The sequence below is a fragment of the Actinomadura sediminis genome, assembly GCF_042675525.1.
GTDB classification, from domain to species: Bacteria; Actinomycetota; Actinomycetes; order Streptosporangiales; family Streptosporangiaceae; genus Spirillospora; species Spirillospora sediminis.
Genome location: NZ_JBHTJA010000029.1, coordinates 1 through 14,638 on the forward strand (window position 1 = coordinate 1; position 14,638 = coordinate 14,638).

Here is a 14,638-nt window from a genome sequence, read left to right on the forward strand (position 1 = left end):
CGGGGCGCCCGCACCGGCGGCGCCCGCACCGGCCGGGCCCGCCCCGGCGCCGGCCGTCCGGCGGCGGAGATCGCCGCTCACCCCGGTCACGCTGCTGTGCGCGGCCGCCGCCGGGGCCGCGACGATCCCCGCCGCGCGGGAGTACCCGGCACCGGACTCGTGGATGATCGTGATGGCCACGGCGCTGGCCGTGATCGGACTCGGGCTCGTGCTCGGCGGCTGGTTCCGGACGCGCGGGCTCGCGACCGCCGGGACCGTGCTGTCGCTCGCGCTCGTCACGTCGTCCGTCGCCGCGGAGGCCCCCGACTCGATGAAGTACCGCGAGGTGACCTGGCGGCCGACCACCGACCCGGGCACCGGCCAGGAGTACCGCGTCACCGTCGGGCAGGGCACGCTCGACCTCACCGCGCTGCCGCTGCGCGCCGGGCGGCGGATCGTCGTCCGGGCGGAGGTCGTGGTCGGCGGTCTCGCCGTCACCGTCCCGAAGAACGCCCGCGTCGTGCTGGACGCCCGGCTGATGCTCGGCGACCTGCGCATCGACGGCCGCACGACGAGCGGCCCGAACGCCCGCGTCGAGCGCGTCGTCGAACCCGAGTCCGCCGGCGGGAACCCGCCGGTCATCGAGCTGCGGCTGCGCGGGAAGATCGGCGACGTGGACGTGGACGTGGACCGTGGCTGAGCACGACGACCGCGCGGGGGCGCGCCGTTTCGACCCGGGCGGGCCGGTCACCGGGCTGTTCTTCCTCGCGCTGGCCGGGCTGTTCCTCGCCGAGGGGGTCACCGCGGACCGGCTGCTGAACCCGGTCGCGGTCGTCCCGCTCGTCCTGATCGGCCTGGGCCTGGTCGGCGCCGTGCGGGTCGCGACGCGGGGCCGCCGCCGCGATCGTGACCGGGATTTGCCCCGCCGGTGACGTACATCACCGGTTCGCCGGGAAGATCCCCGAACGCACCGGCGTTGATCGGCCCGTGAGGTTCTCCGTGAAGAGCGTCCTGCTCGTGGCCCGGCTGCACATCGACCTGTGCCGCCTGGCCGCCGTGCTGTGTAGCCGCTGACAGTCCGGCAGCCACACCCCCGAACCCCGCCCGGCCGATCCGTGCCGCCCGGCGTCCTGGAGAACCTCTCGTGACCTTCCGTGTCTGGAAATGGCAGTTCTGGCAGCAGATCGTGCTGTCGCTCGTGCTCGGCGCCGTCGTCGGCGCCCTGATCAACAACTTCGGCGGCGGCGCGGCCACCGCCGAGGACTGGCTCGAACCCTTCGGCGACGTCTACGTCAGCCTGCTGAAGGTCGTCGTCATCCCGCTCGTGTTCGCCGCGATCGTGGTGAGCGTGGGGCGGCTGCGCGGCGTCGGCAGCGTCGCCCGGCTGACCGGCAAGACGCTCGGCTGGTTCGTCGTCACGTCCGCGATCGCCACCGCGATCGGCCTCACCGTCGCGCTGCTGATCAAGCCCGGCCGGGGCCTGGGCGACCTCGCGGGCGAGGCCACCGAGACCGACCCGGTCACGTGGACGCAGATCCTGCAGAACCTGTTCCCGTCCAACATCGTGCAGACGATGGCGGACGGCAACGTGCTGGGCGTCGTGACGTTCGCCGTCCTGTTCGGCGCCGCGCTGGTCGCGATCGGCGAGCGCGGCGAGCGGCTCACGAGCCTCATCGACGACCTGTACGCGGTCATGCAGAAGGCCGTGTGGTGGGTCGTGCGGCTGACCCCGATCGGGTCGTTCTTCCTGATCGCCGCGGTCGTCGCGACCTACGGCCCGACGTCCCTCGCGCCGCTCGCGAAGTTCACCGGCGCGATCTACCTGGGCCTCGGGCTGATGCTGCTCGTCGGATACCCGGTGCTGCTGCGCGCGTTCGGGCGCGTCAGCCCGCTGCGCTTCTACCGCAACTCGTGGCCCGCGATCCAGTTCGGGTTCGTGTCGTCGTCGTCCCTCGCGACGCTGCCGATCGCGCAGCGGGTGTCGGTCGAACGCAACGGCGTCCAGCCCGAGTACGCGAGCTTCGCGCAGCCGCTCGGCGCGACGATCAAGTTCGACGGCTGCGGCGCGATCTACCCGGCGATCGCCGCGGTGTTCGTCGCCCAGTACACCGGCGTGCAGCTCGGCATCGGCGAGTACGCGCTGATCGCGCTCGCCGCCGTCATCGGGCAGATCGGCACCGGCGGCACCCCGGGCCCGGCGCTGGTCGCGCTCACCCTGACGCTGACCACCGTGGGCCTGCCGCTGGAGGCCGTCGGCTACCTCATCGCGATCGACAAGGTCATCGACATGGGCCGTACCGCGACGAACGTCACCGGCCAGCTCGCCGTCCCCGTCCTGGTCGCCCGCTCCGAGGGGATCCTGGACGACGAGGTGTTCAACGGGCGCAGCCGCCCGCTGGACGCGCCCCCGTCCGACGACGCGTCCGACGACCCGTCCGGCGACGTGACCGGCGACGCGTCCGGGGAGGACACCGAGCAGGACCGCGAGCGGGACCGCGCGGCGGCGCCCCTGCCCGCCTGAGGCGCCCGTCGTCCCCGGAGCGGCCGCGGCCCGCTCCGGGGACGCGGAGTAACCTGGCCCCAACGGCAAGTGACCGGAGGGGCCATGACCGGACGGACCGGCGGCGCGGACGGCGGCGCGGACGTGCTGCCCGGCTCGCGTTCGGCCCTCGACCCGGGCCGCGCGATCAAGCCCGGGCGGCACGGCCTCTCCCCCGAGGCCGTCGCCGGCATCCAGCGCGAACGCCTCATCGACGCGTTCGTCGAGGTCGTGTCGGAGCGCGGCTGCCCGCAGACCACGATCAGCGGCGTCGCGGGCGCCGCCGGGGTCACGAAGAAGACCTTCTACGAGCATTTCGACGGCCTCGACGCGTGCTTCCTCGCCGCGTACCGGCGCGGCATGGACATCCTGCACCGCCGCATGTGGGACGCCTACGAGGCCGCGCCGTCCTGGCCGGACGGCGTCCACGCGGCGCTGCGCACGATGCTGGCCCTCCTGACCCGCGAGCCGCGCTTCGCCCGCGCGGCCCTCATCGAGGCGAACGCCGCGGGCCCGGACGTCCGCCTCGCCCGGCTCGACGACCTCGCCCGCTTCCGCGCGTTCTTCACGGCGCCGGGGCTCCCGCGGGTTCCGGACGCGGTGGCCGACGCGGTCGTCGGCGGCGTCGTGAGCGCCGTCCGCGTCAGGATCGAAACCGACGACTCCCCCGACCTGCGGTCGCTCCTACCGTCCCTGACGTACTTCGCCGTGCTGCCGCTCCTGGGGCGCGAGGCCGCCGCCCCCTACCTGGCCGGGGAGCGCTGACAGACCCGGCCGGTCACCCGTGAAGGCTGACGGCGTAGGCCGGGCCCGGGTTGGTGAAGGCGCGGGGGGCCGCGTGGACGCGGACGCGGTTGGCGCGCAGGGGGCGTTCGGTGACGCCGTCCGGGGTGATCAGGACCTCGGCGAGTTCGCCCGCGATGAGGGTGCTGACGCGGGCGTCGACGGTGGCGCCGTGACCGGGCGGCCAGGTGGTGAGCCAGAGCGGGACGCCCTCGCCGTCACCGAGGGGGACGCGGACGGGGCCGCCGTCGTCGAAGACGATCAGCCGCCACCAGCCGGCGGGACGCGCGGCGAGCGCGCGGACGCGGGCGGCGAGCCGCCCGATCGTCGGGGGACCGGCGATGACGGCGCGGCCGTGCGGGTCGTCCTGGCCGCGCATGGTGAGGTCGGGAACCATGTCCGAAAGGGTCCTTCGTGTGATGGGCCGGTTCCGGGGCGACGGCCCCGGGCATGAACGAAGATCAGCGGCGACACGAAGGACACAGCGCGCTGGCCACGCGGCGGAGCGCCACGGGGCCGTCGAGAGAGATGCGCGCTGGCATGTGGTCCAGCGAACACGCAGTGACCGTCCGCTGTCAAGTCGATCACACCGCGCTGAACGCGCGTCGTTCCCCCAGGTCAGTACAGACTCCCCGCAGAGGTGCAGTCATGTGGTTTCCCGCGAAAACCCTGATGGACGGGACGAACGCCCGTTACCGTCTGTCGTACGTCGCCCACGCGGCGCGGGGGCCGGATCGCAGGGGCAGCACGTCGCAGGAGGAACATGACCCCCGAGAACGAGAAGACGGACGCCGCCGAAGCGGCGCATATGGACAAGGTGGACGTCCACTGGGGCGTCCACAATCCGACCGAACCGGACGAGGAACAGGTCCTCGCGCGGCTGTACGGCGAGCCGGAGGCCGACGGGATCTACCGCCTGGCCGCGGCCACCGCCCCCATGGCGGCGGCCGCGGCGCCGTCGGGCGCGCAGGCGATCCTCGCCGAGGCCCGCAAGTCCCTCGGGATGTCGGGACGGCCGAACGCGATCACGCGCGAGTACGCGTCCCGGCACGGCGACGCGTTCCTGTCGGCGCCGTGGTGCGACATGGCGGTCACCTACTGGGCGCGGCACAGCGGGACGGCCGAGGCGGTGCTGCCCGCCGGGGACCGCGCGTACACGCCCTGGCACGCCGCCGACTTCCAGAAGATCGGTAGCTGGCACAGCGGGACGACCGCGCGGGTCAACGCCGCCAAGCCGGGCGACATCGTGTTCTTCGACTGGGGCGAGTCGAACACGATCGGCGCGATCGACCACGTCGGCGTCGTCGAGCGGGTGCTCGGCGGCGGGCGGGTCCAGACGATCGAGGGCAACACCGGCGACGCGTGCAAGCGGCGCGTGCGCGGCTCGGGAGTGATCGCCGGGTACGGCCGGCCTGCATACGAGGAGGTAGACGACATGCCGGATTACGTGAGCGTCGGGGTGAGCACCCCGCAGGAACTCCCCCCGAACACGTGGGTCACCGTCGAGTGGGGGGAGGAGTACGCGGACGCGGAGCACCACCACTGGGACAGGGGCGGCTCCTCCCTCCTCGTCGGCGCGTGCCGCTACGCGCTGACCGCGAACGTCCGCATCGAGGGCCTGCCGAAGGGCACCGAGATCCAGGCCCGCACGGTCGAGGTCGAGGAGGCGGGCGGCCGCCGGGACGGCGGCCCGATCGCCGAGTACACGGCGAGCGACGGCGACACGTTCCTGCTGTACTCGCTGCCCGCGGACACGGTCGGCGACGGCTTCCGGGTGCGGTTCCAGGTGATCCAGTACGGGACGGCGGCCGGCCGGATCACCGCGGGCAGCGCGAAGGCGTTCGCCTGGCCGACCTGACGCGGCGGCCCGCGGGTCCGGCGCGCCGGACCGGAAGACCCGCCCGACCATGGCCGGATATCGGGAAAATCGGGTCTAGTCCAAATTTCAACATCGACATACGTTCGGTGGGTCGCCTTCCACGGAGGCCCCGATGGCGTGGTCGAACCGGCAGCGCGCCCCTCCCGGGGACGTCTCGCTCACCCGAGTCCACCCCGAGACGTCCCTGGGAGAACGCATGCCACGTATCCGTGTCGAGGTCGATGGGGCGACGTACGAGGACGACGTCGAACCGCGCCTCCTGCTCGTCCACTATCTGCGCGAACGGCTGGGGAAGGTCGGGACCCCGGTCGGCTGTGACACCACCAACTGCGGAGCGTGCACCGTCCTGATGGACGGGCTGAGCGTGAAGAGCTGCTCCGTGCTCGCCGTCCAGGCGGACGGCCGCGACGTGACGACGATCGAGGGGCTGGGCGCGGGCGGCCCGCACCCGCTGCAGCGCGCGTTCCACGAGGAGCACGGGCTCCAGTGCGGCTACTGCACCCCCGGCATGATCATGGCGGCGCTCGACCTGCTGCGGGAGAACCCCGACCCTTCGGACGACGAGATCCGGGAGGGGCTCGAAGGGAACCTGTGCCGCTGCACCGGCTACCAGAACATCGTGCGCTCGGTGCGGCGCGCGGCCGCCGACATGCGGCGTCCGGCGCGGGAGCCGGAGGCGGCGTCATGACCGCCACCGACGACCGGCACGCCGAGATCGGGTCCGCGCGCCGCAGGTCGGAGGACGCGCGGCTGGTCACCGGCCGGACGCGCTGGACCGACAACATCGCGCCCGCCGGCACCCTGCACGTGGCGTTCCTGCGCAGCCCGCACGCGCACGCGCGGATCGAGCGGGTGGACGTCACGGCGGCGGAGCGCGCGCCGAACGTCGTGGCGGCGTTCTCCGGCGCCGACCTCGCGGACGAGCAGGGCTCGCTGCCGTGCGCGTGGGTCGTCACCGAGGACATGCGGCACCCCGAGCACCCGCCGATGGCCGTCCGGGAGGTCCGGTACGTCGGCGAGCCGGTGGCGTGCGTGGTGGCCCGGGATTGGGCCGCGGCCGTGGACGCCCTGGAGGAGATCGACGTCGACTACGCGCCGCTCCCGGCCGTCGTCGACATGGAGGCGGCCGTCGCGGACGGCGCCGACCTCGTGCACGCCGACCTCGGGACGAACGAGTCGTACACGTGGGTGTTCGAGAACGGCGACCTGGACGCGGCGATGCGGGACGCCCCGGTCGTCCTGGAACGCCGGTACGTGCAGCAGCGGCTGATCCCGACGGCGATGGAGCCGCGGTCGGTGGTGTGCGTCCCGGAAGGCGACGAGTTCACGCTGTACTCGGCGACGCAGATCCCGCACATCCTGCGGCTGATGCTCGCGACCGTCACCGGCGTCCCCGAGCACCGCCTGCGGGTGGTGGCGCCGGACGTCGGCGGCGGGTTCGGCTCGAAGCTCCAGGTGTACGGCGAGGAGGTGCTCGCGCTGCTGCTGGCGCGGCGGCTCGGCCGTCCGGTGAAGTGGACCGAGTCGCGCAGCGAGGGCAACATGACCGTCCACCACGGCCGCGACCAGATCCAGCGGCTCACCCTCGCCGCCGAGGCGGACGGCCGGATCCGCGGCCTGAAGGTGGACCTGCTGGCCGACATGGGCGCCTACCTGATGCTGGTCACGCCCGGCATCCCGCTGCTCGGCGCGTTCATGTTCAACGGCATCTACAAGATGGACGCGTACTCGTTCACCTGCACGGGCGTTTTCACCACCAAGACCCCCACGGACGCCTACCGGGGCGCGGGACGCCCGGAGGCGACGTACGCGATCGAGCGGCTGATGGACGAACTCGCCGCCGAACTGGACCTCGACCCGATCGAGGTGCGGCGCCGCAACTGGATCTCCCACGAGGAGTTCCCGTACGACACGATCGCGGGCCTCACCTACGACAGCGGGAACTACGAGGCCGCGACCGAGCAGGCGCTGCGGCTCCTGGAGTACGACAAACTGCGCGCCGAGCAGGCCGACCGCCGCGACCGCCGCGATCCCGTGCGGCTCGGCATCGGCGTGTCGACGTTCACCGAGATGTGCGGGCTCGCGCCGTCGCGCGTCCTCGGGTCCCTGTCGTACGGCGCGGGCGGCTGGGAGCACGCGTCGGTGCGGGTGCTGCCGTCCGGGAAGGTCGAGGTCGTCACCGGGTCGTCCGCGCACGGGCAGGGGCACGAGACGGCGTGGGCGCAGATCGCCGCGGACCGGCTCGGCGTCCCCTTCGAGGACGTGCGGGTGCTGCACGGCGACACGGCCGTCTCGCCGAAGGGCATGGACACCTACGGTTCGCGGTCGCTCGCCGTCGGCGGGGTCGCGCTGTACTCGGCGTGCGACAAGGTCGTCGAGAAGGCGCGGAAGGTCGCGGCGCACGTCCTCGAGGCCGCGGAGGACGACCTGGAGTTCACCGCCGGACGGTTCGGCGTGCGGGGCGTCCCCGACGCCGGCGTCACGATCCAGGAGGTCGCGACGGCCGCGTTCGCCGCGCACGACCTGCCGGACGGCGTCGAGCCGTCCCTCGACTCCGACGCGACGTTCGACCCGGACAACTTCTCGTTCCCGCACGGCACGCACCTGTGCGCCGCCGAGGTCGACACCGAGACCGGGATGGTGAAGATCCGCAAGTACGTGGCGGTGGACGACGTCGGGAAGGTCGTGAACCCGCTGATCGTCGAGGGGCAGGTGCACGGCGGGCTCGCGCAGGGCATCGCGCAGGCCCTCTACGAGGAGGCCGTCTACGACGCCGACGGCAACCTGACGACCACCACGATGGCCGACTACCTCATCCCCTCGGCCGCCGATCTGCCCGAGTTCGTCACCGACCGCACCGAGACGCCCGCGACGTCCAACCCGCTCGGGGTGAAGGGCGTCGGCGAGGCCGGCACGATCGCGTCCACCCCGGCGGTCGTCAACGCGATCGTGGACGCGCTGCGCCCGTTCGGCGTGTCGGACGTCCCGATGCCGTGCACGCCCGAACGGGTCTGGCGCGCGCTGCGCGCGGCCGAGGGAGGCGCCCGATGATCCCCGCGACGTTCGGCCACACCCGTCCGGCCACGGTCGGCGACGCCGTCGCGGCGCTCGCCGACGCCGGGGAGGACGCCAAGGTCCTCGCCGGCGGGCAGAGCCTCATGCCGCTGCTGCGGATGCGGCTCGCGTTCCCCGAGACGCTGATCGACCTCGACCGCATCGACGTCCTGCGGGAGATCCGCGACGACGGCGACGCCCTGGTCATCGGCGCGATGGCCACCCACCACCAGGTGATCCGGGACCCGCTGGTGCGCGCGCACGCACCGCTGCTCGTCCGGGCCACCGAGACCGTCGCGGACCCGGCCGTCCGCCACCGCGGCACGCTCGGCGGCTCGCTCGCGCACGCCGACCCGGCCGGCGACCTCCCCGCCGTCGCGCTCGCCCTCGACGCGGTGCTGCTCGCCCGGTCGTCCCGCGGCGAGCGGGAGATCCCCGCGGCCGAGTTCTTCGTCGACTGGATGACGTCCGCGCTGGAACCGGACGAGCTGCTCACGGGCGTCCGGGTGCCCAAGCTCGGCGACGGCTGGGGGGTCCACTACGAGAAGTTCCACCGGACGGCCCAGGCGTGGGCGATCGTCGGCGTGGCGTGCGCCGTACGGCGCGCGAACGGCGCGATCGAGGACGCCCGCGTCGCGCTCACGAACGTGGGCCCGGTGCCCGTGCGCGCGTCCGCCGTCGAGCGCGCCGTCGCGGGCCGCGCCGCCTCGGCGGACGCGTTCCGCGCGGCGGCCGAACCGGCCGCCGAGGGCATCGACCCGCCCGGCGACCTGCACGGCTCGGCGGAGTACCGGTCGCACCTGGCGCGCGTCCTGACCGCCCGCGCGCTCGCGGCGGCCGCCGCCGGGTGAGCTCCGCGCGCCGCCGCGCCCCGGCCGCCCCGACTGGCGGGCGGCCGGGGCACGGTCGTAAGGTCACCGGTACATCTCCGGACGATAAGGACGATTGTCTATGGAGCTCGACCACGAGTTCAGCGTGCCCGTGCCGGTGGATCAGGCCTGGCCGGTGCTGCTCGACGTGGAGCGCATCGCCCCGTGCATGCCGGGCGCCACCCTCGACGCGGTCGACGGCGACGAGTACCGCGGCCGGATGAGGGTGCGGGTCGGCGCGATGACCATCACCTACCGGGGCACGGTGCGGGTCGTCGCCGCGGACGAGGCGTCCCGCGAGGTCACGCTGGAGGCGTCCGCCAAGGAGGCGCGCGGGTCCGGGACGGCCGCCGCCACCGTGCGCGCCACCCTGCGGGAAGCCGGCGGCACGACGCACGTCGCCGTCCGCACCGAACTCAACGTGACGGGCCGCCCCGCCCAGTTCGGCCGCAACATCCTCGCCGAGGTCGGCACCAAGATCATCAACCGCTTCGCCAAGAACCTCGCCGCCGAGCTCGAATCCCCCGCCCCGGCCGAACCGGCGTCCCCCTCGGGCACCGCGAACACCCAGACGGCCACCGAGACCGAGGCGCCCGCCGACCCTCAGGCCGCCGCCAACGCCCAAGCCGCCGCCAACGCCGGGAAGCCCGCCGAAACCGAGCCCGAGACGACCGCGAACACCGAGGCACCCGGCGCACCCGACGCACCCGCCGACGTCCAAGCCGCCGCCAACACCCAGGCCACCGCCAACACCCAGACGCCCGCCGAAACCGAGCCCAAGGCGACCGCGAACACCGAGGCACCCGCCGCACCCGACGCACTTGCCGACCTTCAGGCCGCCGCCAACGCCCAGGCCGCCGCGAACGCCCAGACGGCCGCCGAGACCGAGCCGGTGGAGGGCGCGGAGGCCGGGGCGGAGGTCGCACGGCCGGTGACGGCGGTGCCGTCGCCGCCGCCGGACGGGACGGACGGCGAGGCGACGCGGCCGGAGCCGCGGGCGGCGGGCCGGTCCGGCGACGACGCCATCGACCTGCTCGAGGTGGCCGGGCCGTCGCTGGTCAAGCGGGCCGTCCCGGCGGTCGGGGCGCTGGTCGTGCTGCTGTTCCTCGTCCGGTTCCTCGCCCGGCGGCGCCGGGGCTGAGCGCCGGTCAAGACCGCGCCAACGATCCGTACGGGGACGGCGGCGCGGGTGGATCACGGGCGGTGCGATGCCGTCGGGTGGTCCCGTGGACACGATCGAGCTTCAGCGGATCGCGGGCCTCGAGGACGGGAACTGGTGGTTCCGGGAGCGGCGCGCGGTCCTGACCGGTGAGTTGCTGCGGTTCAGCGCGCCCGGCGCGGCGGTGGACGTCGGCGCCGGGGCAGGGGCGGCGGCGCGGCTGCTCGCCGAACACGGATGGCACGCCACGGCGATCGACCTGGACCCGGACGCCGTGGCGGTGGCGCGCGCGCACGGCGTCGAAGCGTACGTGGGGGACGCGCGTTACCTGCAACTCCCCGGAGAGGGGTTCGACCTCGCGCTGGCGCTGGACGTCCTGGAGTTCATCGAGGACGACGGGCGGGCGGCGGCCGAGCTCGCGCGCGTCCTGCGGCCGGGCGGGACGGCGCTGGTGTCGGCGGCGGCGGACATGGCGCTCTGGTCGGCGCGGGACGTCGCGGACGGGCGGGTCCGGCGGTACGGGCGGCGCGCGCTGGTGGAACTGCTGGAGGGCGCCGGGCTGCTGGTGGAGCGGGTGTGGAGCCGGGGCGTGCTGGTGCGGCCGGTGCCGCGGCTGCTGCGGCACCGGATGACCCGCCGGGACGACCTCGCGCCGCTGCCTCCCGCGGTCAACGGGGCGCTGCGGCTCTCGGCGGCGGTGGAGCGGCGGCTGCCGGTGCGGTCGTGGCCGGGGACGTGGCTGTTCGCGCGGGCCCGCCGCCCGGGGTGACCCGGCGGCGGGCCCGGCGGGTCAGCTCCGCAGGCCGGTGAAGACCCGGTCGAGGACGCGGCCGGTGGCGCCGCCGTCGTCGTGCGGGCAGTAGGTGACGAAGAACCGGTCGTAGGCGTCGGCGTGGTCGGCTTCGGACTCGGGCGCGGCGCGGACGGCCTCGGCGACGTCGATCGTCCGGGCGACGACGGGGCCCGGCGCCTCGGCCTCGAGGTCGAGGTAGAAGCCGCGCACGTGGTCGCGGTACCGCTCCAGGTCGTAGGCGTAGAACACCATGGGGCGGCCGAGGACGGCGAAGTCGAACGCGGCGGACGAGTAGTCGGTGACGAGGACGTCGGCGGCCATGTAGAGGTCGGTGATGTCGGGGTAGCCGGAGACGTCCATGACGAAGTCGTCGGACGGCGGCAGGTGCCGGTCGGTCACGAGGTGGTGCGTGCGCACCAGGAGGACGTGGTCGTCGCCGAGGACTTTGCGCATGGTTTCGACGTCGAGTTCCATGCGGAAGCCGCGGCGACCGCGCGTGTAACTCTGGTCGTCGCGCCACGTCGGGGCGTAAAGGACGACCTTCTTGCCCTCGGGGATGCCCAGTTCCTTACGGACGTGCGTACCGAGGGCGTCGGTGTCCGGCGAGCTGAGGATGTCGTTGCGCGGGAACCCCGTTTCGAGGATCTCGCCCCCGTACCGGAACGCGCGCCGCATGATCTGCGTGGCGTAGGGGCTGGGTGACAGGAGGAAGTCCCAGTGCGGGACCTCGTGCTCCATCCAGTCGTGCTTCTCCGTGCGCTGGTACGGCATCTCCGTCAGGTCGTACCCGAGACGCTTGAACGGGGTGCCGTGCCACGTCTGCAGGTACGTCTGCCCGGGACGTTTCGTGAACCAGCGGGGCATGCCGTAGTTCGTGACGATGTACCGCGCGCGGGCGAGCAGCCGGTAATGCTCACGGCTGCCGTACTGGACGATCCGGGCTTCGCCGTCGACCGTGAACTGACCGTCGCGCGACACCCACACGCATTCCGTCTCCGGCCGCCGCCGCGTCAGCTCCTCGAAGATCGCCCGCGGGTTGCAGCTGTACGCCGAACCCGCGTAGCCGTCGAACACGGCGACGTCCGCCAGCGGGCTGCGCAGGTAGACGGGGTAGTCGCGGGACCGCAGCACGCGCTGCGCGTAGCCGCCGCGCTCGTCGTCGGCGAGCGCGGGCCGGGTGCGCAGGCGCAGCGCGTCCGTCTGGTCCACGCCGACCTCGAACTCCCGCCCGCCGACGGTGTGCCACCCGGGCAGGGACGGGACGGCGGAGCGTTCGGCGACGACGGCGACGTCCCCGGCGCGGGTCGGCGCGACCACCTCCCACGTCCCGGCGGCGAGCGGGACGTCGCGGCCGAACGCGGCCGTCTCGGCGGGCGTGAACGACGCGACGAACCGGCTCCCGTCCCAGGTCACCGGCACCCGGTGCGTCTCGCCGGTCTCCGGGCGGCGGACGAGGAGGTGCGCGGGCGGGTCCTGCGGGTCGACGAACTCGCCGGCGAGCGTCAGGTGCCCCGACCCGTCCCAGCGGGCCGCGGTGACGACCGGGCGCGGCGTCCGCTCGATGCCCCGCAGGTTCCCGAAGGACGTCCGGGTGAGGACGTACTCGCGTCCCCGCCACAGGAACCTGGCCTCGGTGAGCGCGGGCGCGACGGTGAGGCGCAGCGGGCCGCCCTCCCCCGTCAGCCGCACGTCCCAGTCCAGGACGTCGCGCAGGTGCGCCCGGTACGGGCGGCCGGGCGCGTCGGCGGGCATCAGGTCGGCGAGCGGCAGCGTCGCCGTGAACCCGAACCCGGTGCCCTCGACGGTCTGCAGGACGGCCGCCGGGCGCAGCGTCACCTCGCCGCGGACCTCCGCGCCGCCGTGCCGGCGGAACGCGACGACGGACGCGTTCGTCCCGAGCGCCCGCTTCGTCCAGCCGGCGAGCAGCAGCGTGTCCCCGGACCGCCGGTACTCGGTCACGACCGCCTTGGACCGTTTCACGTGCACGACGAACCCGCCGTCGTCCCCCGCGGGCTGCACCGCGACCAGTTCGTCGACCTGCCGCGCCGCCGTCCAGCGCACCGCCGGCTCGACCGCGTCGAGGCGCTGCACGGCCCGGCGGCCCGCCGTCGCGACCTCCGCGAACAGCTCCCAGGTGCCCGAGCGCCACTCGTCGCCGTCCAGCAGGTACTCGGGCTCGATCCGCACCGCGAACCCCGACCAGTCGACGCACACCCGCGACTGCCCGGACCGCGCGGTCGCCTCCGGGCGCCGCACCCGCTCGACCGGGAGCCCCACCTCCCGCCCGGTCTTCACGTTGCGCATCCACACCCGGATCCGGGAGTCGCGGACGTCCGACACCTCCAGCCGGTCGAAGTGCGCCCAGCCCTCGACGATCAGCGTGTCGCCGTCCCACGAGACCCGGTCGATGTCCGCGCGCAGCTCGAACTCGTCGGTGACGTCGTACACGTCGTCGGGGACCGCGCGGTCCGCGTCGCCGAAGAACGGGTACCGCGCGTACCAGCGGGGCCGGAACCTGCCGCGCGCCTCGACCGGGACGTCCGCGAGGCCGCCGTCCTGGAACTCGAGCACCTCCAGCAGTTCGCGCGGCATCCGCTCGCGCAGCAGGTGCAGTTCGAGGCGGCGGATCGCCGTCAGGCCCTCGGCGGCCGCCGGGCCGGCCTCCTCCACGATCCGCGCGCCCAGCTCGACGAGCCGCTCCCGCTCCTGGGCCGGCACGGCGCGCAGCGCCCGGACGAACACGTGCATGTCGACGTCGAGGACCTGCGCGTGGAACGCGGGCAGCAGGCCGGGCGCGTGCTCGGAGAAGAGCTGCTGCACGATGTCGAGGGACGCGTGCCGGTCGTTGAGCAGCGCCGGGTCGGTCGGGCGGTCGGTGAGCGAGCCGGGGCGGCGCCGCCAGAAGTACACGGTCGGGTCGAGGACGTCCACGGCGGACGCGAGCGCGTGCGTCGCCATCGCGAGCGGCAGGTCCTCGAACAGGTTCGGCGGGAACTGGAACTTGTTCGCATCCCAGAACGACCGCCGGAACACCTTGTTGCCGATCGTCCGGTCCTGCAGCAGGGAGAGCCGCCGCGTGACGTGCGTCGCCCGGACCGTCTCCGCGTACGCCTCCGCGTGCGGGGCGGACGGCTCCACGCGCTCGCCGTCGAGCCGCTGCAGGTTCCCGCCCGCGATGTCGGACCCGGACGACTCCAGCGACCCGACCAGCAGCTCGTACGCGTACGGCGGGAGCGCGTCGTCGCCGTCGACGAACGCCAGGTACCGTCCGGTCGCGTGCCCCGCGCCGAGGTTGCGCGCGGGCCCCGGGCCCTCCCCCTCGCCCCGCACCAGGACGAACCGGTCGTCCCGGGCGGCGAAGTCCGCGGCGATCGCCGCGCCGCCGTCCGCCGAGCCGTCGTCGACCATGACGACCTGCAGGTCGCGGAACGTCTGCCCGGCGATCGACTCCAGGCACTCGGCGAGGAACCCGCCGACGTCCCTGAACGGCACGACGACGCTGAGCGCGACGTCCCCGCCGTTCTTCGCGGCGCTCTCGCCGCCGGTGTTCGGGCTGGTTGCGAGGTTGGTCTTGGGGGACACA

11 protein-coding genes and 1 pseudogene are annotated in these 14,638 nt (G+C 74.0%); 10 read left to right on the forward strand and 2 right to left on the reverse strand.

The window, feature by feature from the left end:
- From ACFQ11_RS16465 to ACFQ11_RS16480, 4 genes and pseudogenes are all read left to right on the forward strand, one after another.
- A pseudogene (locus ACFQ11_RS16465) lies at positions 1–679 on the forward strand (hypothetical protein); the annotation flags it as partial.
- Positions 672–911 (forward strand): hypothetical protein, encoded by a 240-nt coding sequence (locus tag ACFQ11_RS16470; RefSeq protein ID WP_378299348.1) that lies wholly within the window; start codon positions 672–674, stop codon positions 909–911. The pseudogene ACFQ11_RS16465 and the gene ACFQ11_RS16470, both read left to right, overlap by 8 nt.
- Positions 912–1,123: 212 nt before the next feature.
- Positions 1,124–2,500: a dicarboxylate/amino acid:cation symporter gene (locus ACFQ11_RS16475; RefSeq protein ID WP_378299350.1), complete on the forward strand. Its 1,377-nt coding sequence runs from the start codon at positions 1,124–1,126 to the stop codon at positions 2,498–2,500.
- Between the two features lie 84 nt (positions 2,501–2,584).
- Positions 2,585–3,283, forward strand: a complete 699-nt coding sequence (locus ACFQ11_RS16480; RefSeq protein WP_378299352.1) for a TetR/AcrR family transcriptional regulator — start codon at positions 2,585–2,587, stop codon at positions 3,281–3,283.
- A gap of 13 nt (positions 3,284–3,296) precedes the next feature.
- On the opposite strand, the gene ACFQ11_RS16485 is transcribed toward ACFQ11_RS16480, so the two are convergent.
- Positions 3,297–3,698 (reverse strand): cupin domain-containing protein, encoded by a 402-nt coding sequence (locus ACFQ11_RS16485; protein ID WP_378299354.1) that lies wholly within the window; start codon positions 3,696–3,698, stop codon positions 3,297–3,299.
- A gap of 366 nt (positions 3,699–4,064) precedes the next feature.
- Between ACFQ11_RS16485 and ACFQ11_RS16490 the strand changes: the two genes are divergently transcribed.
- From ACFQ11_RS16490 to ACFQ11_RS16515, 6 genes are all read left to right on the forward strand, one after another.
- The gene (locus ACFQ11_RS16490; RefSeq protein ID WP_378299356.1) at positions 4,065–5,159 is read left to right on the forward strand and encodes a CHAP domain-containing protein; all 1,095 of its coding nucleotides are present in this window, start codon (positions 4,065–4,067) and stop codon (positions 5,157–5,159) included.
- Between the two features lie 217 nt (positions 5,160–5,376).
- On the forward strand, positions 5,377–5,868 hold the full coding sequence (locus ACFQ11_RS16495; protein ID WP_378299359.1) for a (2Fe-2S)-binding protein: 492 nt from the start codon (positions 5,377–5,379) through the stop codon (positions 5,866–5,868).
- Complete coding sequence (locus ACFQ11_RS16500; protein WP_378299361.1) at positions 5,865–8,231, forward strand: xanthine dehydrogenase family protein molybdopterin-binding subunit; 2,367 nt, start codon at positions 5,865–5,867, stop codon at positions 8,229–8,231. The genes ACFQ11_RS16495 and ACFQ11_RS16500 overlap by 4 nt, the downstream gene beginning before the upstream one ends.
- Positions 8,228–9,085 carry an FAD binding domain-containing protein gene (locus ACFQ11_RS16505; protein WP_378299363.1) on the forward strand — a complete coding sequence of 286 codons (858 nt, stop codon included), beginning with the start codon at positions 8,228–8,230 and terminating at the stop codon, positions 9,083–9,085. The genes ACFQ11_RS16500 and ACFQ11_RS16505 overlap by 4 nt, the downstream gene beginning before the upstream one ends.
- A 100-nt stretch (positions 9,086–9,185) precedes the next feature.
- A complete protein-coding gene (locus ACFQ11_RS16510) occupies positions 9,186–10,244 on the forward strand; it encodes an SRPBCC family protein (protein ID WP_378299365.1) in 1,059 nt (352 codons plus the stop codon).
- Positions 10,245–10,329: 85 nt separating this feature from the next.
- On the forward strand, positions 10,330–11,031 hold the full coding sequence (locus ACFQ11_RS16515; protein WP_378299367.1) for a class I SAM-dependent methyltransferase: 702 nt from the start codon (positions 10,330–10,332) through the stop codon (positions 11,029–11,031).
- Positions 11,032–11,052: 21 nt separating this feature from the next.
- Here the strand turns inward: ACFQ11_RS16515 and ACFQ11_RS16520 are convergent, their stop codons facing one another.
- Positions 11,053–14,637, reverse strand: a complete 3,585-nt coding sequence (locus ACFQ11_RS16520; RefSeq protein WP_378299369.1) for a bifunctional glycosyltransferase/CDP-glycerol:glycerophosphate glycerophosphotransferase — start codon at positions 14,635–14,637, stop codon at positions 11,053–11,055.
- Position 14,638 lies beyond the last annotated feature (1 nt).